22 protein-coding genes are annotated in these 24893 nt (G+C 66.3%); 7 read left to right on the forward strand and 15 right to left on the reverse strand.

Translation table 11 applies throughout. From position 1 onward, the window contains the following. Window positions 1-42 precede the first annotated feature (42 nt). On the forward strand, window positions 43-2667 hold the full coding sequence (locus K6142_RS12350) for a tetratricopeptide repeat protein (protein WP_190245511.1): 2625 nt from the start codon (window positions 43-45) through the stop codon (window positions 2665-2667). A 230-nt stretch (window positions 2668-2897) separates the two neighbouring features. On the opposite strand, the gene K6142_RS12355 is transcribed toward K6142_RS12350, so the two are convergent. Continuing rightward, a complete protein-coding gene (locus K6142_RS12355) occupies window positions 2898-5117 on the reverse strand; it encodes a Tex family protein (RefSeq protein ID WP_263284405.1) in 2220 nt (739 codons plus the stop codon). A gap of 159 nt (window positions 5118-5276) precedes the next feature. Here K6142_RS12355 and K6142_RS12360 point away from each other — a divergent pair, with 159 nt between their 5' ends. Further along, entirely contained in the window at window positions 5277-5513 is a 237-nt protein-coding gene (locus K6142_RS12360; RefSeq protein WP_012612017.1) for a hypothetical protein, read from the forward strand. Between the two features lie 126 nt (window positions 5514-5639). Here K6142_RS12360 and K6142_RS12365 read toward each other — a convergent pair whose 3' ends face one another. Together K6142_RS12365 and tpx are read right to left on the reverse strand one after the other, a co-directional pair. Further along, window positions 5640-6113: a hypothetical protein gene (locus K6142_RS12365; RefSeq protein WP_190244848.1), complete on the reverse strand. Its 474-nt coding sequence runs from the start codon at window positions 6111-6113 to the stop codon at window positions 5640-5642. A gap of 560 nt (window positions 6114-6673) precedes the next feature. Further along, window positions 6674-7186, reverse strand: a complete 513-nt coding sequence (gene tpx / locus K6142_RS12370; RefSeq protein ID WP_190244849.1) for a thiol peroxidase — start codon at window positions 7184-7186, stop codon at window positions 6674-6676. 429 nt (window positions 7187-7615) lie between these two features. Here tpx and K6142_RS12375 point away from each other — a divergent pair, with 429 nt between their 5' ends. The 4 genes from K6142_RS12375 (at window position 7616) to K6142_RS12390 (ending at window position 13322) form a co-directional block, all read left to right on the forward strand. Next, entirely contained in the window at window positions 7616-8824 is a 1209-nt protein-coding gene (locus K6142_RS12375) for an ammonium transporter (protein WP_190244850.1), read from the forward strand. An 84-nt stretch (window positions 8825-8908) separates the two neighbouring features. Further along, window positions 8909-9247, forward strand: a complete 339-nt coding sequence (locus K6142_RS12380; RefSeq protein WP_012612013.1) for a P-II family nitrogen regulator — start codon at window positions 8909-8911, stop codon at window positions 9245-9247. A gap of 91 nt (window positions 9248-9338) precedes the next feature. Next, window positions 9339-12242 carry a bifunctional uridylyltransferase/uridylyl-removing protein GlnD gene (locus tag K6142_RS12385; protein WP_190244851.1) on the forward strand — a complete coding sequence of 968 codons (2904 nt, stop codon included), beginning with the start codon at window positions 9339-9341 and terminating at the stop codon, window positions 12240-12242. Window positions 12243-12641: 399 nt separating this feature from the next. After that, a complete protein-coding gene (locus tag K6142_RS12390) occupies window positions 12642-13322 on the forward strand; it encodes a hypothetical protein (protein WP_190244852.1) in 681 nt (226 codons plus the stop codon). Window positions 13323-13562: 240 nt separating this feature from the next. Here K6142_RS12390 and K6142_RS12395 read toward each other — a convergent pair whose 3' ends face one another. The 5 genes from K6142_RS12395 to K6142_RS12415 form a co-directional block, all read right to left on the reverse strand. Next, a complete protein-coding gene (locus tag K6142_RS12395; protein WP_012612010.1) occupies window positions 13563-14309 on the reverse strand; it encodes an amino acid ABC transporter ATP-binding protein in 747 nt (248 codons plus the stop codon). Further along, window positions 14296-15087: an amino acid ABC transporter permease gene (locus tag K6142_RS12400; RefSeq protein ID WP_190244853.1), complete on the reverse strand. Its 792-nt coding sequence runs from the start codon at window positions 15085-15087 to the stop codon at window positions 14296-14298. Before K6142_RS12400 ends, K6142_RS12395 begins: the two co-directional genes overlap by 14 nt. A gap of 89 nt (window positions 15088-15176) precedes the next feature. Then, window positions 15177-15917 (reverse strand): basic amino acid ABC transporter substrate-binding protein, encoded by a 741-nt coding sequence (locus K6142_RS12405; RefSeq protein WP_190244854.1) that lies wholly within the window; start codon window positions 15915-15917, stop codon window positions 15177-15179. A gap of 191 nt (window positions 15918-16108) precedes the next feature. Beyond that, on the reverse strand, window positions 16109-16714 hold the full coding sequence (locus K6142_RS12410; RefSeq protein WP_190244855.1) for a lysine exporter LysO family protein: 606 nt from the start codon (window positions 16712-16714) through the stop codon (window positions 16109-16111). Beyond that, on the reverse strand, window positions 16711-17082 hold the full coding sequence (locus tag K6142_RS12415; protein WP_190244856.1) for a LysO family transporter: 372 nt from the start codon (window positions 17080-17082) through the stop codon (window positions 16711-16713). The genes K6142_RS12410 and K6142_RS12415 overlap by 4 nt, the downstream gene beginning before the upstream one ends. 471 nt (window positions 17083-17553) lie before the next feature. Between K6142_RS12415 and K6142_RS12420 the strand changes: the two genes are divergently transcribed. Next, on the forward strand, window positions 17554-17871 hold the full coding sequence (locus tag K6142_RS12420) for a cupin domain-containing protein (RefSeq protein ID WP_190244857.1): 318 nt from the start codon (window positions 17554-17556) through the stop codon (window positions 17869-17871). Between the two features lie 278 nt (window positions 17872-18149). Here the strand turns inward: K6142_RS12420 and K6142_RS12425 are convergent, their stop codons facing one another. The 7 genes from K6142_RS12425 to argS all read right to left on the reverse strand — a co-directional run bounded on the left by K6142_RS12425 (window position 18150) and on the right by argS (window position 24676). Then, window positions 18150-18929 carry a VacJ family lipoprotein gene (locus tag K6142_RS12425; protein ID WP_190244858.1) on the reverse strand — a complete coding sequence of 260 codons (780 nt, stop codon included), beginning with the start codon at window positions 18927-18929 and terminating at the stop codon, window positions 18150-18152. A 40-nt stretch (window positions 18930-18969) separates the two neighbouring features. Next, window positions 18970-19683 (reverse strand): ABC transporter substrate-binding protein, encoded by a 714-nt coding sequence (locus K6142_RS12430; RefSeq protein WP_190244859.1) that lies wholly within the window; start codon window positions 19681-19683, stop codon window positions 18970-18972. 2 nt (window positions 19684-19685) lie between these two features. After that, complete coding sequence (gene mlaD, locus K6142_RS12435; RefSeq protein WP_012612002.1) at window positions 19686-20132, reverse strand: outer membrane lipid asymmetry maintenance protein MlaD; 447 nt, start codon at window positions 20130-20132, stop codon at window positions 19686-19688. Between the two features lie 127 nt (window positions 20133-20259). Further along, window positions 20260-21081 (reverse strand): ABC transporter ATP-binding protein, encoded by an 822-nt coding sequence (locus tag K6142_RS12440; RefSeq protein WP_190244860.1) that lies wholly within the window; start codon window positions 21079-21081, stop codon window positions 20260-20262. Between the two features lie 12 nt (window positions 21082-21093). Next, on the reverse strand, window positions 21094-21897 hold the full coding sequence (locus K6142_RS12445; RefSeq protein ID WP_012612000.1) for an MlaE family ABC transporter permease: 804 nt from the start codon (window positions 21895-21897) through the stop codon (window positions 21094-21096). Window positions 21898-22057: 160 nt separating this feature from the next. Beyond that, on the reverse strand, window positions 22058-22996 hold the full coding sequence (locus tag K6142_RS12450) for an SPOR domain-containing protein (protein ID WP_190244861.1): 939 nt from the start codon (window positions 22994-22996) through the stop codon (window positions 22058-22060). Window positions 22997-23020: 24 nt separating this feature from the next. Then, a complete protein-coding gene (argS, locus tag K6142_RS12455) occupies window positions 23021-24676 on the reverse strand; it encodes an arginine--tRNA ligase (protein ID WP_190244862.1) in 1656 nt (551 codons plus the stop codon). Window positions 24677-24893: the final 217 nt, after the last annotated feature.

Genomic DNA, 24893 nt, shown 5'->3' on the forward strand with positions numbered 1-24893 from the left:
GTATCAGGGATGTTCCCTGGTTAGCCGTATCCAGAGGTCCGGATGCCCCAGTTGCAATCGTTGCTGCGCCGCCTGCCGGAGTTCCGCGAATCGCGCATGAGCGCCGCGGGCCTTGCCCTGTGGCTGAACTGGCAGGGCGACATCAATCCCGCCGTGCCGCAGACCCTGCAGGACTATGGCGGCATGACCATTGCCGCCGAACGTGACCAGTCGCTGTGGTTCTTCTTTTCGGCGGACGTGTTCCTGGCGCTGGCGCGGCTGGAAATATGGGGCAAGTTCAACCCGTTGCCCGTGGCGGGTCAGGTGTTGCCCGCGCGCCTGCTGCTGGGCATGAAGCGCGAGATTTCCCTGTCGCTGGAAAACGTGCTGACCACGCAGGAACTCATTGCCCCGCAGGAATTCCAGGTGTGGGTGCACCCCCGCGCCCGCGAGATGGGCACCGGCGTGCCGGGGCTGTCCTTCGAGAAGGCGGCGGCCCTGCGCGGCATGGTGCCCGCAGAATGGACCATGCTGCGGGCCGATTCGCGCCTGCCGTACCAGTCAACCACCGGATGGTACTCGGTGCTGCGCCCCCTGGGCAACCCCCTGGACAAGGGATTTCAGGCGGGCTGGCGATCCATGTTCGGCGAGATCGAGGAAATTCTCAAGCGCCACAAGTTCAAGTACATCCTGCACGAATCCTTCCTTATCTTTCCGCTGGAAAACCTGCGCCTGTACCGGCAGTGGTGCCGCGACCTTTTGCAACGCGTGCGCGAGGTGAAGGAACAGCGCCCCGACGGCTACTGGCCGTGCGTCAGCGCCATCGTGGATCGCAAGGGCCTGAACTTCAATAATGAATTGCCCCGCAAGGTCGCCCTGGACTGGGACCAGCTGGTGCCCGACTACCCGCACACCAGTTTTCGCAACGCCTACCTGCTGGGCGATGGATTCACCATCCACGAGGTGCGTTTTTCGGTCGAGCACAGCAGCATGGACGACTGGTGCAACGTGGGCCTTGCCGACGACGGGCAGGAAGCGGGCGCGCTGCCGGTGGTGGTTTCCACCCGCGCGGTGGCGGGCAACAACCCGTGCTGCTTCTACTGCGGCATGCGCAACCACGAGGTCACGGCCTGCCCCAGCCGCAAGCTGGAGACCCTGACCCCCAGCGTGTGGCGCGACGTGGCCCTGCTGGATTTCGAGACCCTGAACCAGGGCTTCCAGATCATCGACGCGCAACTTGCAGGTGACATCGGCGAAGGCGTTGCCGTGCTGCTGGCCTCCGAAGGGGCCGAAGGCATCATGACCCGCGCCATGTTCGACATCGGCAGCGCCGGGCAGCACCGCATGGTACGCCGCATGTGGCTGGCGCGGGGCAAGGACTATCCGAAAGGCCTCGACGAGCTGGCCCCCAAGGACGACAACCCGGTGTGGGGCGTTCTGGAATCCATCCGCCACGGCGAGCCGGTGGCGCTGGAGCGCGAGCTGGCCCAGATCCAGATCAAGAACCCGCGTGACTACCGCAACCGCACCATGCTGGGCTTCGTGGCCCTGGAGCGCGGCGACCACCTGCGCGCCGCCTCGCTGTGGAAGGAAGCGGAAACCCTGGCCCCCACGGCGTTGCAGCAGGGCTGGCACATCTTTCTCCAGGCCCGCCTGCACGAGGTGCAGGGCAAGTACCAGCCCGCCACCCAACTGTACCGGCAGGTGGTGCGGTTGTGTCCGCAGTGGGCCGATGCCGAATACCGGCAGGCGGTGTGCCATGTGAAGATGGGCTTCGTGGAGCAGGCCACGGCACAGTTGCTGACCCTGATCGGCCAGGATCCCAACGTGTTCAACCGGGTGCTGCTGGACCCGGAACTGGAGCGCGGCCACCTGCACCTGCTTACGGCGCTGCACGTGCCGTGGAGCGAGGCGGAGAACCGCGTGGAGGAAGAAAAGCAGGGGCTGGCGCGCCTGCGGGCGGAACTGGGCACGTGGTTCAGCGAGGAACATCCCTTTGCGGTGCAGACCGACGTGCGCGTGACCAATCTGGTGCGCATGGCCGAGATACGCAACTTCGTGCCGTTCCAGACGGTGATCAACGGGCGCTCGCAACTGGAAAAGGACATGCAGTTGCGCATCGGGCGCGAGGCCAAGGACCTGAAGACGCGCTTCAACGGTTTCATGGCCCGGCTAATGTACATTCGCGACGAGGCGGCATGGTTCCCGTTCCCGCGCATCCTTGTGGAATTCAACAAGAACTACAACATGTGCGCCGCCAGCCTGAACTGGGCGCTGAAGACGAACCTGCAGGTGGCGGAAACCTTCAAGCGCGCCCATGCCGTGGCCGAAGCCGAGGAAGATCGGCTGAAGGACCTGGAATCGCGCCTGAAGTTCCTGCGGATGGTGCGCGATTCCACGCTGTTCATGCTGCTGTTCTGGCGCAGCTTCTTGTGGATGGAGATCGTGGGGCTGCTGCTGATCCTGGTGGCGGCGCCGCTGGCCCTGTTCTATGGCGAACGCGCCGGGGCCACGTGGGCCTCGGGCCTCATCAGCACCCAGAAATGGCAGTTGCAGAAGGGGCTGATTCTCATCCTGTCCGTGGTGGCCCTGGGGCTTGCCGCGCTGCGCACCACCATGGTCTTCGAAAAGAAGAAGGACAAGCTGTTCACCGAGGCCCGCGAAAAGCGCAAGAAGAAAAAGAAGTAGGAGCGTCGTGGTGATCCGGTTGCCCTCGCCCGGGGCGGGGGCCGGCCATGACGCCCGGGTATACGGGAAAACGCCCGCGCGATGGCTGACGCGCGGGCGTTTCTGCTTTTGGCCGGGTCTGTTTTCGGACGCCATCCGTACGGCCGGGGGACTCGCCTGCGGCTGCCGCAAAAGGGTCCCTCACCCGCAGGAATTCGGGGCTGCATATGCTCGATGCACGCCGGGCCGGGCTACTGCTGGTCCACGCCCTTCATGGCCAGGCTCACCCTGCCGCGCGCCCGGTCCACCTCCAGCACCCGCACCCGCACGGTACGCCCCGGGGCCACCACTTCCGCCGGGTCGCGCACGAAGTGGTCGGACAGCTGGCTGACATGCACCAGCCCGTCGCGGTGCACGCCTATGTCCACGAATGCCCCGAAGGCGGTGACGTTGGTGACGATGCCCGGCAATACCATGCCCGGCTCCAGGTCGTCGGGAGAATGCACCCCTTCGGCGAAGCGGAAGGGGGTGAACGACGGGCGCGGGTCGCGCCCCGGTCGTGCCAGTTCGGCCAGTATGTCGCCAAGCGTGGGCAGGCCCACGCCGTCGGCAACATACTGTTCGGGTCGGATGCGCCCGCGCAGGTCGTCGCGGCGCAGCAGGTCGGCCAGGGCGCAGCCGAGGTCCGCCGCCATGCGGGCCACAAGGGCGTAGCGTTCCGGGTGCACCGCGCTGGCGTCCAGCGGGTTGTCGCCGCGCACGCGCAGAAAGCCCGCCGCCTGCTCGAAGGCCTTGGGGCCGAGGCGCGGCACCTTCAGCAGATCCCTGCGGCTGCGGAAGGGGCCGTTTTCCGCCCGGTGGGCCACGATGTTGCGCGCCAGCACCGGGCCGATGCCGGAAACATGGGCCAGCAGTTCCGGGCTGGCGGTATTGGCGTCCACCCCGACTGCGTTGACGCACGAGGCCACCACCTCGTCCAGAGAGCGGCGCAGGGCGGCCTGGTCCACGTCGTGCTGGTACTGGCCAACGCCCAGCGAACGCGGGTCGATCTTCACCAGTTCCGCCAGCGGGTCCATCAGCCGCCGCCCGATGGAAACGGCCCCGCGCACGGTCAGGTCGTGGTCCGGAAATTCGCGGCGGGCCACGTCGGATGCGGAATACACCGAGGCCCCGGTTTCGTTCACCAGCACCACGTCCACCCCGGCGGGCAGGCCCGCGTTGCGCACGAAGGCTTCCGTCTCGCGCCCGGCGGTGCCGTTGCCCACGGCCACCACCTCCATGGCGTACCTGGCGCAGCAGTCGCGCAGGGTGCGCGCGGCGCGTTCCGCACCGGCATCGCCCGTAAGCGGGTGGATGACCTCGTGGTGCAGCAGGGTGCCTTGCGCGTCCAGGCAGACCAGCTTGGATCCGGTGCGCCAGCCGGGGTCCAGCGCCAGCACGCGGCGCCCGCCCAGGGGCGGGGCCATGATAAGTTCGCGCAGGTTGGCGGCAAACACCCCGATGGCCTGCGCCTCTGCCCGCTCGCGCAGGGCGGTGCGCAGTTCGTTTTCCAGCGATGGGGCCAGCAGCCGCTTCCAGGCATCAGCAAGGGCCGCTTCCACCTGCCCGGCGGCGGTTTCGGGCCGTGGGGCGGTGCCGGGGGCGGCGATGCCCGCCCGGCGGTGGAGGGTGTCCAGGGCCTCGGCGTCGTCGGGGCGCACGGATACGGAAAGAAAGCCTTCGCGCTCGCCGCGCAGCATGGCCAGCAGGCGGTGCGAGGGCATGGCGGCGGCGCGTTCCTCGTGGCCGAACCAGTCGGCGTAGGTGGCGCCCTCCGTCTCCTTGCCGGGCACGGCCCTGGCGCGCAGCACGGCGCGCCGCACGAACAGGTCGCGCAGGGCGCCGCGCAGGGGGGCGGATTCCGCGCAGTTTTCGGCCAGGATGTCCCGGGCACCGGCCAGGGCGGCCTGCACATCGGGCACGGCCAGTTCCGGGTCGGCGCCTTCCGGGGTGGCATGGGACGTTACATGGGGCGCGGCAAGCGCAAGGGCGTCCGCCGTGGGCCGCGCGGTGCGCAGGGCTTCCGCCAGCGGTGCCAGCCCGCGCCGCCGGGCCTTTTCCGCGCGGGTGACGCGCTTTGGCCGGTAGGGCAGGTACACGTCCTCCAGCGCGGTGAGGGTGGATGCTCCGGCCACTGCCCCCGCCAGTTGCGGGGTGAGCAGGCCGCGTTCCTCCAGCGATGCCAGCACCGCCGCCCGCCGCTTGTCCAGTTCGCGCGCCTTTTCCAGGGCATCGCGCACGGCGGCCACCTGCACCTCGTCCAGGCTGCCCGTGGCTTCCTTGCGGTAACGGGCGATGAAGGGAATGGTGGCCCCTTCGTCCAGCAGGGCCATGACGGCGGAAACGCCGGATACCGGCAGGGACAGCGCGGCGGCCAGGGCAGCCGGAGCTGCGGAGATCGGTGCGGCTGGCGCAACCGCAAGAGCGGTCAGACCGGTCGGGGTTGCCGGGGCGGAAGCGGAGGCCTGAAGTTCTGGCGTCACGGGATATTCCTGTTGTTGTCCGGTGCCGGACGATGTAAGCATGTGATTACGTCAAAGGATTGGTTTTCTGCCACAGTCCTGCCATCCGCAACCGTGAGGAGGCCTGCCATGAGCCATACCGAAGCCGACCTGCCCGCCGTCATCCACGAGGCGGAGTTCGTCATCCTGGCCGATGGAACCCAGGTGCGCTACGAGGAAAGCGGCGGCGCGCGCGACGTGTTCGTCAACGACGAATGGACCGCCCGCTCCACGCTGTTTCCCGGTTCGGACTACTGTCTCGAAACCGGGGGCTGCACCTATCTGCTCACCGCCACCGACGACGGGCTCAAGGTCGAGAAGCAGTAGCAGCCGGTGCCCGGCATTCATGCCGAAAAATTGCGGGGCCGCGCATGTGCGCGGCCCTTGGCGTTTGCGGCGCCGGGCTGCGGCCCGTGCGCGCGGCTGCGCCCTGGGCGCCGATGCATGTCCCGCCTACTGGGTTGGCCCCTGCCCGCGCCCGGTAAGCCGGGCGCGCAGGTATGCGCCCAGCAGTGCGCCCGCGTCGCCGGGGTCATTCTCGCCGCCCTGCGCGAGGCCAAGGGCGTGCAGATCTTCCGCCACCTGGCGTTCCATCTTTTCCGATTCCATGAACATCACGTAAACCAGGGCGATGGTGGCGTCGTTGTCGTCGCTGCCGTCGCACAGGGCCGTCAGGTGTTCGTGGGGCACGGTTTCCTGCAGGCGGTCCACGAACATGGAGGCCCACTTGCCATACAACGATTCGGGCAATCGGGGCACCATGGCCGACAGCACCCGCGTGCCCCGTTCATCCATATCGGGCATGGTTACGGCCAGGAAATCCTCCAGGGCCTCGGTGCGGCGCCCGGCATCGCGCGACAGGTGGCGCAGCACGGTGGCGACAAGGTGGTCGCGGGCCTGGTCGGGGGTAAGCGGGGATGCGGACATGCGGACTGCTCCTGCGGCGTGGTGATATCCGGCCTGTGCCTTGTTCGGCCCGCGCGCGGCGCGGCAATGATGCACGGCATGACGAGGTGCGCAGCCTAGCCCAGGCCGGGCCGCCGTGCAAGGCTGGCAGGTCGGCGGGGCCGGTCCGGTCTGCGCGGCGATGGGGACGGTGCGGATGCGCCCCGGCCCGGCCCGGTCCCGTGCGAAGCGGAACGAACCCGCACGCCCCCTGATGAACCCGAACGAGTTGGCGTCACAGGGAATGCCCCCTGCACGCGCCGGACAGTGTCGGACAATGTCGGACAGTGTCGGACAATGTGGACTAGTGCGGGGCAGGGCCGGACAGTCCGGGGCAGTTCGGGACAGTGCGGAGCAGGGCTGGGGCAGGGGCAGGGGACAGGGCGTGGAACATGCCAAAAGAACAATGCGGTTTCGCGTGGGCGAAACCGCATTGTCATTTTCGTAAAAAAGCCTGTTTTCGGGCGTCCTGCGCCACTCCAACCCGTCGGCGCGCATGCCCCGACGGGGGGGGATGGCGTGCGTCGGCCCGTCGCAGGTCGCTACAGGGCGGCGCGTACGGCGGCCAGGGCTGCCTCGTAGTTGGGCTCGTGGCTCACTTCGGGCACGATTTCGGTGTAGGTGACCGTTCCGGACCGGTCCACCACGAAAATGGCGCGGGTCAGCAGGCGCAGTTCCTTGATGACCACGCCGTAGGCGCTGCCGAAGGACAGGTCGCGGTGGTCGGACAGGGTTTCCAGCGCGTCCACGCCAGCGGCGCCGCACCAGCGGGCCTGGGCGAACGGCAGGTCGCAGCTGATGGTCAGGATGCGCACGTCCGCACCAAGGCGGGTGGCTTCCTGGTTGAAACGCCGGGTTTCCATGTCGCACACGCCGGTATCCAGCGAGGGCACGGCAGAGATGAGCAGCACCTTGCCCGCGTAGTCGGCCAGGGAGCGCGGGGACAGGTCGTTGGCCAGTGCGGAGAAGCCGGGGGCCTTGTCGCCCTTGGCCACCGGGGTGCCGGTGAGGGTGAGGGGGGTGCCTCTGAAGGTGATGATGCCGGTACGATCCATGGGTATCCGCCTCCTGCGGAAGGGGGTTCAAAAGGTCCGCCTCGCGAAAGCGAGGAGCCTTGGCGGTGATCCGCGCCTCCTGCGCGGCGCGGCGGCTTCGTGCCCTGGGCATATCCGTGGCGGATGTTGGGCACGGCGGTTCGAAAAGCCATACCACAATGGTTGCGGCATGCAAACCGGAGCGGGATGCTTTTTCAGTGGGTGCTGCAAAAATGTCTATTTTTACAAAAAAGAAACTATAAGATCATCATCTGTTACCAAAATGGAAAAATATAAAAAACCCTGATTTGCGCAATATGCCGAATTCATTGGAAGCGACCTTTTTGTAGCAAATGGCACGCTCCTTGCCTTTACCATGGCATCGTTCGGGTTTGCCCCTGTCCTTTCGGTCCGGCAGGGGGTGTACGTCAACATTTCGAGGAGGTTCACATGAACGCGGCGGATACCGCCTTCATCCTGGTCTGCTCCGCTCTGGTCATGTTCATGACCCCGGGGCTCGCCCTGTTCTACGGGGGGCTCGTGCGTGCGCGCAACGTGCTGTCCACTACCATGCACAGCTTCATTCTTCTGGGCGTGGCCAGCATCGTCTGGGCGGTCATCGGCTACACGCTGGCGTTCGGCCCCGACATCGGCGGGGTCATCGGCGGGCTTGATTTCGCCTTCCTGAACGGCGTGGGCATGGAACCCAGCGAATCGGTCACCAACATCCCGCACCTTCTGTTCATGGTGTTCCAGTGCATGTTTGCTGTGATCACCCCGGCCCTCATTTCCGGCGCCTACGCCGAACGCATCCGCTTCCGTGCCATGCTGCTGTTCTCGGTGCTGTGGCTGGTGGTGGTGTACGCCCCCATGGCCCACTGGGTGTGGGGTGGCGGCTGGATGTTCGGCCTTGGCGCGCTTGACTTTGCCGGTGGCGCCGTGGTGCACATGAGCTCCGCCGCCGCCGCCCTGGCCGCCGCCCATGTGCTGGGCCGCCGCCATGGTTATGGCCGCGAGCCCTTCGTGCCCCACAACCTGCCCATGACCGTTCTTGGCGCGGGCATCCTGTGGTTCGGCTGGTTCGGCTTCAACGCTGGCAGCGCCCTTGCCGCCAACGGCCTTGCCGCCAACGCCTTCGTCACCACGCACCTGTGCGCTGCTGCCGCCGTCATCAGCTGGGTGGCCGCAGAATGGCTGCACACCGGCAAGCCCACCACCCTTGGTGCCGCTTCCGGCGCCGTGGCCGGCCTTGTGGTCATCACGCCCGCCGCTGGCTTCGTGGCGCCCATGCCCGCCATCATCATGGGCCTCATCGGCGGCGCCCTGTGCTACGGCGGCGTGCTGATGAAGCATGTCTTCAAGTACGACGACGCCCTGGACGTGGTGGGCGTGCACGGCGTGGGCGGCACCTTCGGCGCCCTGGCCACCGGCATCTTCGCCACCAGCGCCGTGAACACCGCCTCCGGCCTGCTCGAAGGCAACCCCTCGCAGCTCTGGATCCAGTTCATCTCCGTGGTCGCCACCTGGCTGTTCTGCTACGTGGCCAGCCGCATCCTCTTCCATGTGGTTGACGCCCTTGTCGGCCTGCGCGCGGATACGGAATCGGAGATCGCGGGCCTCGACGTCAGCGAGCACAACGAGACGGGTTACCAGCTCTAAGCTTGCCGCTGCCGCCGTTGTCGCCTACAAGGCGGAAGGGGTCATCCCTTCCCTGAACACGAACCGAGCTTCAGGATGGACATCATGAAGAAACTTGAGATCATCATCCGCCCCTTCAAGCTGGACGAGGTCAAGGAAACGCTGGCTGGCCTCGACGTGAAGGGCATGACCGTCACGGAAGTAAAGGGCTTCGGTCGCCAGCGCGGCCACAAGGAAGTGTACCGCGGTGCCGAATACCAGGTGGACTTCATGCCCAAGGTCAAGATCGAAGTCGTCGTCGACGACGCGCAGGTGAAGCCGCTGGTCGATGCGGTGGTCAAGGCCGCTCGCACCGGCAAGGTGGGCGACGGCAAGATCTTCATCTCGCCGGTGGAAGACGTGCTGCGCATCCGTACCGGTGAAACCGGCGTGGAAGCCATCTAGCCGCAACATACAGCAATCCATGGGCGGCGCCTCGGCAGCGAACGGGGCGCCGCCCGTCCATACCCACCCTCCAGCCACCCCCGATTCTTCCATGACGCAGGCACACGGGCCATCTTCCTCCGCTCCCGCCGGCAGTTCCGGCACGCCGCGCGATGCCGCATCGGTGCTGCGCGAAGGGCGCGCCGCGCTGCTCGAAGGCCTGGACGCCTCCCTGCCCCCCACGGACGCGGCACCGCAGGAAAATGCCTGCGCGGCCCGACCCGACGCGTACTGCCGCGACACCGCGCCCCCGTTCTCGTCCATGAGCGCGTCGCGTTTCGAGCGGGCCTACAGCCGCCTGCTGGACGACTATTTTCGCCTTCGCTTCGCCGAACTGCGCGGCGGCCACGACAAGGTGGCCCTGGTGGCCGTGGGCGGCTACGGCCGCGAGGAGCTGTGCCTGGGGTCGGACATCGACATCCTGATCCTGTGCGGTCGTTCCATCCCGCCGCAGGCCATCGACCTGGCCCAGCCGCTGTTTCTGCCCCTGTGGGACGCGGGCTACACCCTTGGGCACGGGTTTCGCACCATAGGCGACTGCGTGAAGCTGGCCGCCAAGGATCACAAGGTGCTGGCCAGCCTGCTGGACGCGCGGCTGATTACCGGCAACGAGGCCCTGTTCCGCGAGATGGTGGACCGCCTGAACGACAAGGTGCTGCCGCGCCGGGGGGCCTCGTTCCTGTCATGGAACGACGAGGAGCACGAACGCAGGCGCGCCTCGCACGGCGACGGCGCCGTGCTGCTGGAGCCCAACCTGAAGGAAGGGTTGGGCGGCCTGCGCGACTACCACCGCATCCTGTGGCTGGGCCGCATCCGCAACGAGGCGGGCACGGTGGAGGAAATCCTGGCCCAGGCCGGGTTTTCCGCGTCCGATGCCGCCCTGCTGCGCGAAAGCGTGGGCTTTCTGCACGACGTGCGCAACCTGCTGCACCATCTTTCGCACCGCAAGAACGACCAGCTGTTCCTGGACCTGCAACCGGAAATCGCCGCGCGCCTCGGCTTTCGCGAATGCGGCAACCTGCTGGCCGTGGAATGCTTTCTGGGCCGCCTGCACCGGTGCATGTCGCACATCAAGGCCCTGTCCGCCGCCTTCCGGGGCATCCCCGGCGGGCCGGTGCATCCCGACCAGCCCTGTCCCGAGGTGGAAGGCCCCGTGGTCATGGCGGGCGGCACGCTGCACATCTGCCTGCCCGACCCGGCGGTGGTCACCCCCGGCCTGGCCCTTTCCGCCTTCGTGCGTGCCGCCCAATGGCCCGGTCCCGATGCCCCCGCCCCAGACTGGAATACCCGCAAGGCCATGGAGCAGGCGCTGCAACAGGCCCTGTCCGGCAAGGAGGGCGCCCTGTCCGGGCCCGAGGTGGGCGCGGCGCTGATGCGCATCCTGGGGTCCGGCAAGGCGTTTCCCGTGCTGGGGCACATGGACGAGACGGGTCTTTTGCCCGCCATCCTGCCCGCCTATGCCGAAGCGCGCGACCGGGTGCAGTTCGACGGGTTTCACACCTATCCCGTGGGCATGCACACCCTGTTCGTTATCCGCCAGCTGGAATCGCTGGCAAGTGAAGATTTCGAGCCGTTTTCCGGCTTCTGGCGCGGCGGTTGTCTGAGCGTTCCGGAAGGGCAGACCGGCATGGGCGAAGGCGCCGCCCGCATGCCCGCGCAGCCGTCCGGGCATGACGCGGATGCCGCGCGCGACAGGCTGTGCCTGCTGCTGGCCGCACTGCTGCACGACCTTGGCAAGGGCGGGGCCGACGCCTCGCACCATTCCGAGGTGGGGGCCGAGATGGCCATGCGCCTGTTGTCCGAGTGGGGCGCGCCGCCCGAGATCATCGACGATGTGGTCTTTCTGGTGCTGCACCACCTGCTGCTCATCCGCACCGCCCAGCGCCGCGACCTCAACGATGAATCCGTGGTTGCCCAGTGCGCGGGCACCGTGGGCAGCCTGCGCCGCCTGAACATGCTCTACCTGCTCACCCACGCCGATTCCATGGCCACGGGCCACAAGGCGTGGAACCGCTGGACCGCCAGCCTGCTGTACGAACTGCACGGCAAGGTGGCCAACATGCTGCGCGACGGGCAACTTGCGGGCACGCAGACCGCCCAGGCCATCGCGCGCACGCGCGACATGGCGCGGGCCCTGGTGCGCGAGCGGCAGTCGGCGCTGCACTACACGCTGGAAACGGCGGGGCTGTATCTGGATGCCATGCCCTCGCGCTATCTGCTGGCCATGCCGCCGGAAGACATCGTGCGGCACATGTCGCTGGTCTATCAGCTGAACCGCGACGTGGCCGAATCCCGCCGCCGCCTGCCCGAGGACAGGGCCGAGCGGGGCGTGGTGGTGCTGGAGGGCAGGCCGCTGCACGGCGGGCGCGACAGCGAGCTGTGGGAGGTGCTGGTGGCCGCGCGCGACCAGTCCGGGCTGTTCGCCACCATTGCCGGGGTGCTTTCGCTGCACGGTTTGAACGTGTTCGGGGCCGATGCCTATGTGTGGAGCGACGGCACCGTGCTGGACATCTTTCATGTTACCGCGCCGCCGGACCCGCTGTATGCCAGGGATTTCTGGGGCAAGGTGCGCGGGGCCGTCCATTTCGCGCTGACGGGCAAGCTGTCGCTGGATTACCGGCTGGAGCAGGCCCGCGCGTCCAACGCGCTGAAGCACAAGGTGCCCAGTGTGCTGCTGGATGCGGTGCGTCGTCCGCCAGAGGTGCGCATCGACAACGAGTTGTCGGACTTCCACACCGTGGTGGAGGTGTTTGCGCCGGACCGGCCCGCGCTGCTGTATGATGTCGCCCGGGTGTTGCAGGCGTTGCAGCTGGACATCCTGTTCGCCAAGATCGCCACCTTGGGCAACCGCACGTCGGACAGTTTTTCGGTGCGCACGGTGTACGGCCAGAAGATCACCGACGAGCAGCAGATGGACGAGGTGCGCGCGGCCCTGCTGCACGTGGTGTCGCAGTAGGGACTGCATTTCTTCCTGCGGAGCGGTCGCCTTGCGGGAGCAGTTCGTCCGCAGCCATCTTCGTTTTTTTAAGCCTCCGGCGGGCAGGGGGCCTTGTGCGCGTTGCGATCAGTATCCGCGCTTTGCGGTCCCTATCCGCAAGGTTCGCTGCACTCACCTAACGGCTAGGGCAATGCTCGAAGACTCGCATAACGGCGACCGTCCCCTGTACCCTCGTTTCGTGCGTTCCTGATGCCGGTGCATCCCTTGGGAACGCACGTTTTTTTTGTTATCCAGCGTGGGCGACGCGACAATGCGGGGCAGGGCGAAGGTGCAATGCCCCGCGAACTGATTTGCGCGGCGGTCGCGCGGATGGGAACAGGGCCGGGCAGGCGGATTTTCACGGCACACGGAGGCAGCATGTTCGAGCGGTATGCCGCGCAGGTGGACGAGTGGCGCGACGTTCATTCCGGGGTGGACTTCATCAACAGCCGCAGGCAGGGCGAGGCCGAGGCGCGCGCGCTGCTGGATGCGGCCTATGGTCCGGGCGGCAGCGGGGTCATGTCTGCCGAAGACTTCCGGGCCCTGTGCATGGCCGTGAACCGCGAATGCATCGAGGGCAGCGTGCCCAAGCGCATCACCTGCACCCGATTCGGGGCGGGGCTGGCCAGCCTGTTGCGGCTTGCGCCGCGCATGGGCGAGCTTGGCCCGTGGCTGTCCGGGCTGTGGGCGCTGCCCGTTGCCGGTAGCGTGGACGCGGTATTGGGCGAGGCCTTTCGCCTGCACGAGGCGCGCAGGGTTGCGGGCGTGGGCGTCCTTGCGCTGTCGCTGCTGCTGTACCTGAAGTCGGGCGCGAATATGGGCACGGACAACGAGACCGACGACGCGGATTTCTTTCTGCCGTGCACCCCGGCCCTGTGGCGGGGGCTGGCCTTCCTGAAGGGGCAGGCGGTGCGTGAGGGCTCCGGCCCGCGCACGCAGGCCGACTACCGGCGTTTTTTGCTCGACGCTCATGCCCTGCGCGAGCGGTTCTGCCTGCTGCCGCTGGAGGTGGACTTCGCGCTGGCCCGCGCCGAGGCCTTGCGCGTCGCCGGTCGTTGAGGCGGGCCGCTGCCCGTCATCGCGGACCATTCCTGTTTTTGCGGAGTAATCCGGGCCGGGGCCACGTTCCGGCCCGGTGGCATTTCCGCTCCGGTAGATTGCGCAGCCTTGTCTGGCGGCCAGCCATCAGGCCGGGTATTCCCTGACTGCCGGACAATGCGGCAGGCACGCAAAAACGGGCCGCCCCTTGTGGAGCGGCCCGTTCGCATTCGTCCCGTTGCCTGCGGCGCGGCGGGCGCGCTACAGAATCTGGTTCAGGAACTTCTGGAGGCGCGGGTGCTTGGGCGCGCCGAAGAAATCCTGCGGCGCGTTTTCTTCCAGCACCTGGCCGTGGTCCATGAAGATGATGCGGTCGGCCACTTCGCGGGCAAAGCCCATTTCGTGGGTCACGCAGACCATGGTCATGCCTTCGCGGGCCAGGGTGACCATGACGTCCAGCACTTCGCCGATCATTTCCGGGTCCAGCGCGCTGGTGGGTTCGTCGAACAGCATGATCTTGGGGTTCATGGCCAGGGCGCGGGCAATGGCCACGCGCTGCTGCTGCCCGCCCGAAAGCATGGCCGGAAACACGTTGGCCTTGTCGCTGATGCCCACCTTCTTCAGCAGTTCCAGCGCCCGGCTTTCCGCCTCGGCGCGCGGGGTCTTGCGCAGCCGCATGGGGGCCATGGTCAGGTTCTGCAGCACGGTCTTGTGCGGAAAGAGGTTGAAGCTCTGGAAGACCATGCCCAGTTCCTGGCGGATCTTGTTGATGTCGTTGTCGGGCGAGTTCACGTCCTGCCCGTCCACGATGATGGTGCCCTTGTCCACCGTTTCCAGCCGGTTGATGGAGCGCAGCAGGGTGGACTTGCCCGAGCCGGACGGACCGCAGATGACCACCTTTTCGCCGGGCATCACGTCAAGGCTGACGTCGTTGAGGGCCGTCAGCTCGCCGAAGAACTTCCAGGCGTGGCTGATGCGGATGATGGGTTCGACGCTATCGGCGGTCATAGTAGTTCAACCTCGATTCCATGATGCTGACGCCCTTGGACAGGAACAGCGTGATCAACAGGTAGATGAGGGCGACCATGGTGTACGTCTCGAAGTACAGGAAGCTCTCCGAGGCGAATTCGCGCCCGCGACGCAGGATGTCGGCCACGGCGATGATGGACACCAGCGAGGTGTCCTTCAGCATGGCGATGAATTCGTTGCCCACCGGCGGCAGGATGGTGCGCCACGCCTGCGGCAGGATGACCATGAACATGGTCTCCGCCCGGTTGAAGCCCAGCGAGCGGGCGGCTTCGGTCTGGCCCTTGGAGATGGAGTCGATGCCCGCGCGGAACACCTCGCCCATGTAGGCGCCGTAGCACACGCTGAGGGCGATGATGGCGGCCAGCAGGTCCGGCACCTTCAGGAACCGGCCAAGGGCGTAGTAGATGTAGAAAAGCTGCACCAGCAGGGGAATGCCCCGCACCACTTCCACGTAGGTGGAGGCCACCAGGTTGATCAGCCGGTTGCGCGACAGGCGGCCAAGCCCGGTGATGAGCCCGATGGGGATGGAGCACAGGATGGACAGCACGGTCACCTTGAAGGTGACGGCAATGCCGTCGGGCAGGAATTGCAGCAACCGCCAGTAGGGTTCGGGCCTGCTCGTGCACAGGTAGACGAGCGCGGCCAGCGCGCCCACGAAGGAGATGGACCATGCGGTTATGATCCGCCGTTCCTTCGGGTCCGGTATGATCGCGCCGTCGGTGATGACGATGCGGACGTTCTGGGGTTCGTTGGTCATGGCGTCTCTGAGGCTTTGGCGTTGAAAAACGGGGGACCGGCGTAATACCGCCAGTCCCCCATGGTGCGCAAGTATCTAGCCGGGCACGGCTAGCGGCCGATCCACTTTTCGCGGAGCTGCTTGTCGATGCCCTTGGCCTTCACGGCGGCGATGCCCTTGTTCAGAAGGTCCAGAACTTCCTTGTTCCCCTTCTTCACGGCGATGCCGTAGAATTCCTTTTCCTGGGTTTCGATGACGAAGGCGATCTTCATCTTGGCGGCGTACTGTTCCTGCTGCAGGGCGTAGCTGGCGGCAACGGGGTCGTCGCACACCACGCCGTCGATGCGGCCGTTGAACAGGTCTTCCATGGCCAGGCCGATTTCGTCGTACGACTTGGGGGTGACGCCGGCGGTCTTCTTGATGGTGAAGTAGCCGGTGGTGCTGATCTGGCCGCCAAGGGTCTTGCCCTTCATTTCGTCCAGCTTGGTGACGTTGGTGGTCTTGGGCACCACGAGGGCCTGGCGCACTTCGTAGTAGGGGGCGGTGAAGTCCATGGCGTTCTTGCGTTCGTCGGTGATGGACACCGAGGAGACGATGGCGTCGTAGCTGCCGGATTCGAGCCCGGCGAAGATGCCGTCCCAGGCCACGTTCTTGTGCACTATCTTGAAGCCTGCTTCCTTGGCCATGGCGTCGGTGTAATCGACGGAGAAGCCGACGAGGTTCTTGTTCGCGTCAACGAATTCCATGGGCGGCCAGGTGGCGTCCTGGGCAACGACAATGGTCTTCTCGGCAAAGGCCACGTTGGCGGTGACCAGCAGGGCCGCAAGGGTGAGGACGATCTTCTTCAGCATCCCGGATTCTCCTCTGGACATGTGGTTGGTGTGACGGACGGACTTCCCTTTCTGGAGTATAAGTGGGCAAATTGTCAATGAATGAGTGAGGAAACGCCAGCCCCTGGCGGCTTGATTGACACATTTGTCACCACTTCGCAGGGGCGACCCGCCGGGAGGGCGCGCATTCACGCGGCCTCGTGCGGGCATCCCTACAGCCAGGTGAAGATGGCCGTCACCAGGATGGGCACGGCCACGGTCAGCACCATGCCGCTGAATACGGCGATGATGCCGTAACGCTCACCGGCGTAGCGGGCGATGATGGGCAGGCTGGTGTCCATGCTGGTGGCCCCGCCCGCCATGACCGGGGCCAGCCCGCCGAACAGGCGCACCAGCAGGGGGGCGGACAGCAGGGTGACCAGCTCGCGCGAGATGTTGGCGATGAGCGCCATGGAGCCGAGGGCCGCGTCGCCCATTTTCGTTATCATGATGCTGGACAGGCTGTAGTAGCCAAAGCCCGCGCCCACGCCCAGCACGTCGCGCAAGGGCATGTCGCCCAGCAGGGCCCACGCCGCCAGCGAGCCGCCAAGGGTGCCGATGCCCACGAACAGCGGCACCAGCGCCACCTTCACGTGCAGTTCGCGCAGGATGCGGAACGAGCGGGTATCGAACCCGATGCCCATGCCCACCACGAACAGCAGCATGTACAGCGCCCACGAGGCCAGGTCGCCCGCCTGGTCGGCCCTGGGGATGATGTCCAGCTTGCCCAGCAGCACGCCGGACAGGAAGAAGCCGAGAATGATCAGGCTGCCCTTCATGGCCGGTTCTCCGAATGGTCATCCGCGCGCGTTGTGGCTGATGGCGTGGCCGCACCCGTGTCCGGCGAGGCCGGGTGGGCGGCACCGGGGCCGTCCAGGGCGCCGCGCAGCAGCACATGTTGCAGCAGCCACCCAGCCGCCACGCTGCCCGCCAGCGACGCCATGCTGATGACCACGGCCCGCAGGCCGATGTCGCCCGCCTTTGCCACCAGCGCGTCGTCCGACCCCAACGACAGGCCCAGCAGAAACAGCAACGTGTAAATGGACCAGGTGGTCAGCCGGTCCACGGCGCCGACAACGGCGGGACGCGTGCGCAGCAGGTAGCCTGCGGGCACGCCCACGACGATGCAGCCAATTTCGACGATCATGAAAACTGTCCTTGCGCGGCGTTGCCTGGGCACGCCGCCATGATGCGCGGCAACGGGCCGCCGATTCAGGGAAAGGCCAGCGGTAGCCTGCCCGTACCGGACTGTCAACCCGGCGCCCGGCAAGGCCGGACGGGTAGAGCCGAGCCGAAGGAGGCGGGACGAGCCGTGATGCGTTGGGCCGAGTTGGGCCGAGCCGGGGGGCGGATCGTACGGAAAGACGGGAACGTACAGGAACGGGCGGGGTGGCGGCGGGGCGTCATCCGCCGGGTCGATGCAAAAAAAAGCGAAAAAGCCCATCACCCGTGATGTGCGTCACGCATGGCCCGCACGGAGAACCTATTGTATGGGCGAGGGCGGAGGCAACCACTCCGCCCCGCAACAGGACCGCACCGGGCGCATACCGCCGCCCGCTACAAACCAGGCCCGCTACAAACCAAGCCGACAATGAACCACGACGAAAAGGAGCCCACCATGCGCCACATCCGTCTCGACGACATGCGCACCTTCAAGGACGCCGGGTTCGCCATGAACCTGGTGCACGACTCGGAAAACTTCAAGATCATCAATTTCAATTTCAGGGCCGGGCAGGAACTGCCCGTGCACAGCCATGACATCGACGGCGAACTGGCCATCACCGTCATCGAGGGCGAAGGCGAATTCCTGGGCGCGGACGGCGCTGCCATCCCCGCCAGGCAGGGCGACATGCTGGTCTCGGAAATCCGCGTGCCCCACGGGGTGCGGGCAAAGACCGAGATGCGGGTTGTTGTCGTTATCGCCCCTCCCATCTAGGGCAAACCGTCGTTTTGCACGCTGGCATCATCAAACAGCGCCTGCCATGACGGTCGAATACCAGAAAAGTATACTCCCGCCATGGCAGGCGCGTTTTCCTTGCCAGCGCACAAAAATCCTGGTTTGCCCTATGCGTCGCGCAGGTGGGGTCGTCTCCTCGCCATCTGCATTTTTCGGATAAGCAGTAGGAACGCCGATTCCCTATTCCCGCGAACGACAAAGGGAGGCCCCATGGGGCCTCCCTTTGTCGTTCGCGGATTGAATTGGCGCCTGCCTGACTACTTGGCCACCTTGGCGCGGCGCATCTGGATGTAGGCGTTGCGCACCGAGGTGTACGGCTCCACCGCGCTCTTGGTCACGGCTTCGTAGCTGTTGATGGTCTCGTCCGCCTTGTTGAATTCGCCGTAGGCGCGAGCAGAGAAGTAGGTCAGGTCGTCGTCCACCATGTAGCCGAACGGTTCGGCGAAGTAGTCGCCCGCAAGGCCCACGCTGTCGCGCAGGGTGCTGGGGCCGATCAGCGGCCAGACGATGTAGAAGCCTTCGCCCGCGCCCCATACGCCCAGGGTCTGGCCGAAGTCTTCCTTGTCCGGTTCCACGATGGGCTTGTCCTTCTTGGCCACGTCGATGAACCCGGCCATGCCCACGGTGGAATTGATGATGAACCGTCCCATTTCCACACCGGCCTCCCTGGGCTTGCCCTGCAACAGGCAGTTCAGGAAGCGGATGGGAAAGGCGATGTTGTGGAAGAAATTGCGGACGCCGCTGCGCAGTTCGTCCGGCGTCACCGCCACGTAGCCCTGGTGCGCCGGCTTGATGACCTTGAGCAGCAGCACGTCGTTGACGGCGAACCACATGCGGTTCCAGCCTTCCAGCGGATCGGCCACCATGTCTTCGTTGTTGGTGTCGTAGTCGTCCAGGTCCGCCGTGACCGTGGGCGGGGCATGGGGCGTGCCTTCGTCGGGCGTGTCGGCTCTGGCGGCCGCCGGGGCCAGCAGCAGGGCACAGGCAAGGCACGCCGTACACAGCGCGATGTTGATGCGGAACGAACCTGCGGCCATGTGCATTCCTCCGAAGGCGGGTTCTTGTTCGTGCGGCGGACTACTTGCCGGGCTGGCCCGGCTGGCCCGATTGGCCCGATTGGGCAGGCTGCTTGCGCACTTCGTCGGCCTTGATCCGCACCCTTTCGATGAGCTGGTCGGCGGTGCCCTTTTCCAGCAGGTCCTGGAACTGGGTGCGGTAGTTCTTCACCATGCTCACGCCCTCGATGATCACGTCGTACACCACCCAGTTCTGCTGGCGATTCTGGAGCATGCGGTAGGCCACGGGCACCTGCTTGTCCTTGATCACCACGGTGGTCTGCACTTCGACCTTGTCGCCCTTGCCGCTGACAAGCTCGCCGGTGAACAGCACCTGCTGGCCGGTGTAGCCGTCGAACTTTTCAAGGTAGGTGGCCCGCAGCAACGAGGCGAACGCCTCGGCAAAGCGGTCCTGCTGGTCGGGAGTGAACGAGGGCCAGTTCATGCCCACGGTGCGGGCCGAGAATTCGCGAAAATCGAAGATGTGGCGGATTTCGTTCTCCACCTTGTCCATGAGCGCGGGGCGCTGGGCGGGGTCGGTGTAGCCCGGCTGCTTCACGATGTCGAGAATGCGGTCCACCGAGGTCTTCAGGGCCTCGCGGGCGGCACCCGCGCTGTCTGCGGCGGCAAGGGCAGGGGCGGACCAGCCGAGCAGGATGCACAGCAGGCCGCAGGACAGGGTCTTGAAAAGCGGCGCGGCAAAAAGGGCCCCGCGCCGGAAAGCGTGCATGAACATGCCTAGACTCCTCCGAACACGTACTTGCTGATCAGCGATTCGATGTCGATTGCCGATTCGGTTTCCGTGATTTCGTCGCCTTCGCCAAGCTGGTCCGGAGAACCGCCGGGCGAAAGCTTGATGTACTTGTCGCCAATGAGGCCGCTGGTCTTTACCGAAGCGATGACATCGTCGGTCAGGTGCACGCCTTCGCGCATGCGCAGGCTGACCACAGCCACCGGCTTGTCCGGCGCCAGGTTGATGCCCGCCACGCGCCCCACGGGCACGCCCGCGATTTCCACCTCCGCCCCCACGCGCAGGCCGGTGATGGAGGTGAACCGGGCGTGCACGGTGTAGCCCTTGTCGGACAACAGTTCCATGCGCCCCAGCTTGATGGTGAGGTAGCCGACGCACAGCAGCCCGATAAGCACGAAGATGCCGACCGATGTTTCTCGCGAATACTTTTTCATGCTGCCCTTCCCGTATCCGTTGGGGGCTTTGGTTGACAGTATTTGTCGCGCCTGCCGCAGCGGCCAGGCGTCACCGGCTCTGCCAGGCGTTAGCGGCTCTGCCAGACGCCAGCGGTTTCGCCAGGCGTCAGCGGTCCAGCCAGGCGTCGAGGGCCTGCTGCACCTCCGGCGCCAGCGATACCTCGGCCCGCTGGTCCTCGTCGGCCCGCCGGTCCAGAAAGCTGCGCACGTACGGATCGTTGGACGCGCGCAGCGCATCCACCGGCCCCGCGAAGGCCGCCGTGCCGTCGTGCAGCATGAGCACGTAGTCGGCGATGGCGTCCAGGCTGCGCAGGTCGTGGCTGACCACAACAATGGTCATGCCGGGAAAATTGGCCTGCATGTCCAGCAGCAGATGGTCCATGCGCGCGGCGTTGACCGGGTCCAGACCCGATGTGGGCTCGTCGCACAGCAGGATGGGCGGGTCCATGACGATGGCCCGCGCCAGGCCCGCGCGCTTGCGCATGCCGCCGGAAAGCTGGTTGGGGTAGTAGTCCGCGTAGTCGGCCAGGCCCACCAGAGCCAGCTTGTGCAGCACGATCTGGCGGATGGTGGCCTTGGGCAGGCCGGTGTGCTCGCGCAGGGGCAGGGCCACGTTGTCGCCCAGCGTCAGCGAACCCAGCAGCGCCCCGTCCTGGAACAGCACGCCCATGCGCCGCCGCACCTTGCGAAAGTCGCGCCCGGCAAGGGCGAACAGGTCGCGTCCGCCCACCGAAAGGGTGCCCGCCATGGGGCGTTGCAGGCCCAGCACGTGGCGCAGCAGGGTGGACTTGCCGCAGCCCGAGCCGCCGATGATCATGGAAATTTTGCCCGCGGGCAGCAGCGCGTTCACGTCGCGCAGCACCACGTGGTCGCCGTAGCCCACCGCAAGGCCGTCAAGCCGTATGTCCCATCCGGTAGTCGCGCGCATGGACATGGCCTCTTACAGCAGGAACGAGGTCAGCACGTAGTCGGCCACAAGCACGAACACGCACGAAAGGACCACGGCGGAAGTGGTGGAGTTGCTGACACCCTCGGGCCCCACGCCGTCGCGGCGCATGTGGGTGAAATAGCCCTGGTAGCAGCTTACCGTGGCCACGATGACGGCGAACAGCACAGACTTCATGAAGCCGCCGGTGATGTCGGCCATCTCGACGCTGGTCTGGATGCGGTAGAAGTACACGCCCTCGTTGATGCCCAGCAGGGTTACGCCGGTGACGTACCCGCCAAGGATGCCCACCACGTCGAAAATGGCCGTCAGCAAAGGGAAGGAAATCAGCGAGGCGGCGATGCGCGGGGCCACCAGGTAGGCCATGGGGTTGATGTCCATGACGTCCAGCGCGTCGATCTGGTCGGTGATGCGCATGACCCCGATTTCGGCGGCCATGGACGACCCCGCCCGGCCCGTGACCATGATGGCCGTCAGCACCGGCCCCAGCTCGCGGATCAGCGAAAGGGCCACGGCGGCGCCCAGCAGCCCTTCGGACCCGAACTTGACCAGCGTGTAGTACCCCTGCAGGCCCAGCACCATGCCGGTGAATACCCCGATGAGCAGGATGACGAACAGCGACTTGGAGCCGATGACGAACACCTGGTTCAGGATCTTGGGGATCTGCTTGGGCGAGGCGAAGATGAGGCGCAGGCCGTCCGCCAGGAACAGGAACATGGCCCCCATCTCGCCCAGCAGGCGCAGGGTTGCGGCGCCAAGGGCGGTAACGGGGGCGAGTATGCCGGGGCCTGTGCTCATGCTGTCCTCTTCCGGTGGCGCGGCGGTGGCCGCGCCGGGCCCGTGTGATTCGCGGGCGGTTTGAAGCGCTGCGGGCAGGGGGCGGGAGTGGTCTCGTCCGATCCTGACGCCTTTACATCATGCCAAGGTAGTCCTGTCGCAACATGCCGTCAAGGCTGCCCTATCGGGAAACCGGCGTCTTGCTGCGCAGGATGACCTTGTCGATGCCGTGCTTGGACAGCGCGGCGCGCAACTGGCGCGTGTCCTCGGGCGTGCCCCGGAACAGCGCATTCAGGCGGTACCACGATACGCCGTTTTCCACCGAGGAATCCATGCGCACCTTGATGCCGGAGGCCTCAAGCTTGGCCTTCAGGGCGTTGGCGGGGTCCGCCGCCTTGTAGGCCGCCACCTGGTACACGTAGTCGAAGCGGTCGCCGTCGGCGGGCTTGGCCTCCGTTGCCTTGGTATCCTTGGTGTCCTTGGAATCCTTGGACTCCCGGGCGTCTTTCGGCGCGGCGGTGGACGTCGCGGTCTTTCTGGTGTCCTTTTGGGCGTCCTTTTTGGTGTCCGCCTTGGTATCGGGCTTGGCCTCGGTCTTCTGGGCGGCCCTGGAATCCGTCTTGGTATCGGCCTTGGCGGTCTTGGTGTCCTTTTTGGCGTCCGCTTTCGTGTCAGTCTTGGTATCGGGCTTGGTATCGGGCTTCTGGTCCTTCTTCCCGTTTTTGGCCACGATTTCCGAAGCGTTCACCGACACCCCCGCGTTGCCGGAAACCGGGGCGGGCTTGGCGCGCAGCGAATCCATGAACTGAAGCTCTTCCGGCTTGATCACGCCGCCGGGCATGGGGGTGGGGCTTGCCCCGGCGCTCGCGTTGGCGGCGGGCTTGGGCATGATGCGGTCTATGCCCAGGCGTTCTTCCGGGTTGTAGCCGCGCCCCACGATGACCCCGAGCACGAACACCCAGCCGAAGCCGATGATGGCCACGATGCCCGCCGAAATGAGCGAGGGCAGGGTGACGTTGATGGTGTAGACGCCCTTCTTGCGTCCGCCATCCTTCGTCCCCTGGCCGCCACGCCCGTTTTGCGGGCCCGGTCCGTTCTGCCCTTGTCTGGGTGCTGCCATGCCTTGTTCCCGCGCTGCGGCGCGCTACATGGCCTCTGGCGCTTCGACGCCAAGCAGGTTCAGGCCGTTGGCCACGGCCTGGCCCACGACGCGCAGCAGGGCAAGGCGGGCCACGATGGTTTCCGCGTCGGCGGCGTTCAGCACCGGCACCTTGGCGTAGTAGCTGTGCAGGGCGCCCGCCACTTCCATCAGATAGAAGCTGACGTGGTGCGGGGCCAGCCCTTCGGCGGCAGCGGAAAGGGTGTCGGGCATGCGGTCCACAAGGCGCAGCAGGTCCAGTTCCTCCGGCAGGGTCAGCGGGGCCAGCGCCGCCGCGTCCAGCCGCGCGGGCAGGACGATGGAGCGTTCCGCCGCCTTGCGCAGCACCGCGCACACGCGGGCGTGGGCGTACTGCACGTAGTACACCGGGTTGTCCATGGAGCGCTGCTTCACCAGTTCCAGGTCGAAGTCGAGGTGGCTGTCGCTCTTGCGCGAAAGGAACATGAACCGCGCGGCGTCGGCGCCCACTTCCCTGACCACGTCGTGCAGGGTCTCGAATTGCCCGGCGCGGGTGGACATGGCGATCTGCTCGCCGTTCTGCAACAGGTTCACCAGTTGCACCAGGATCACGTCGAACTGCTCGGGCCGCTTGCCCAGCGCGGCCACGGCGGCGCGCATGCGCGGCACGTAGCCGTGATGGTCGGCGCCCCAGATGTCCACCACGAGGTCGAAGCCCCGGTCGTACTTGTTGTCATGGTAGGCGATGTCCGAGGCGAAGTAGGTCAGGGTGCCGTCGGACTTGCGCAGCACCCGGTCCTTGTCGTCGCCGAGGGTGGTGGTGCGGAACCACAGCGCGCCGTCCTGCTCGAAGGCAAGGCCGGCGGCCTTCAGCCGCTCGAAGGTCTTTTCCACCGCGCCCTCGCGCACCAGCGAAAGCTCGGAGAACCACACCTGGTGCTCCACGCGGAAGTCGGCGAGGTCCTGCTTGATGCCGTCCATGATGGAGCTCATGGCGTATTCGAAGCAGCGGTCCTGGCCCTCGGCTTCGGGCAGGTCCACAAGGCCGGGGTCTTTGGCCAGCATCTCGGCGGCGATGTCCTTGATGTAGTCGCCGCGATAGAAATCTTCGGGCAGGGTGAACGGACGACCGGAAAGCTCCAGCGCGCGCAGCCAGACGGAAAGGCCCAGCAGGCGCATCTGCCGACCGGCGTCGTTGATGTAGTATTCGGTGGTCACGTCGTACCCGGCAAAGCGCAGCACGCGCGCCAGGCAATCGCCAAGGGCGGCTCCGCGCCCGTGGCCGATGTGCAGCGGCCCGGTGGGGTTGGCGGACACGTACTCCACCTGCGCCTTGCGGCCCGCGCCCACGGTGGTGGCGCCGTAGCGGTCGCCCGCGGCTTCAACGTGCAGCACGGTTTCGCGCCAGAAATCGGGCGAGTAGGTGACGTTCAGGAAGCCCGGCCCGGCGATGTCCACGGAGGCGATGGCCGGGTCGGAATCGCGCAGGGCACCGGCAAGGCGCGAGGCCAGCTCGCGCGGGGGAACCCCCGCGTCTTTGGAAAGCACCAGGGCGATGTTGGCGGCAAGGTCTCCGAACGACTTGTCGCGGGGCGGTTCAAGGGTGGCCTTTTCGGGCCAGGAAAGCCCCATGTCCTTCACGATGGCCTGAAGGGAGGCCAGCAGCTGCTGACGTGCGCGCATGGATGTATGGTGTCCTGTTGGCTTGTGGGATTGTGCCGTCTGTGTGGGCGGCGGCTGGCCGCTGTTCGCTGGCTGCCGTACGAAAAATGTGCGGATTCCGCCGTGCGGAAGTGCCGAAGCGCACCGGACTTTGCCGGACATCACTGGATATCGCCGGATATCACCGGACCTCGCCGGACTCCGCCGCAGATCGCCGGATGGCCCGAGGTTGTCCGCA

It is taken from the genome of Nitratidesulfovibrio sp. SRB-5, assembly GCF_019931275.1.
Lineage (GTDB): Bacteria > Desulfobacterota > Desulfovibrionia > Desulfovibrionales > Desulfovibrionaceae > Cupidesulfovibrio.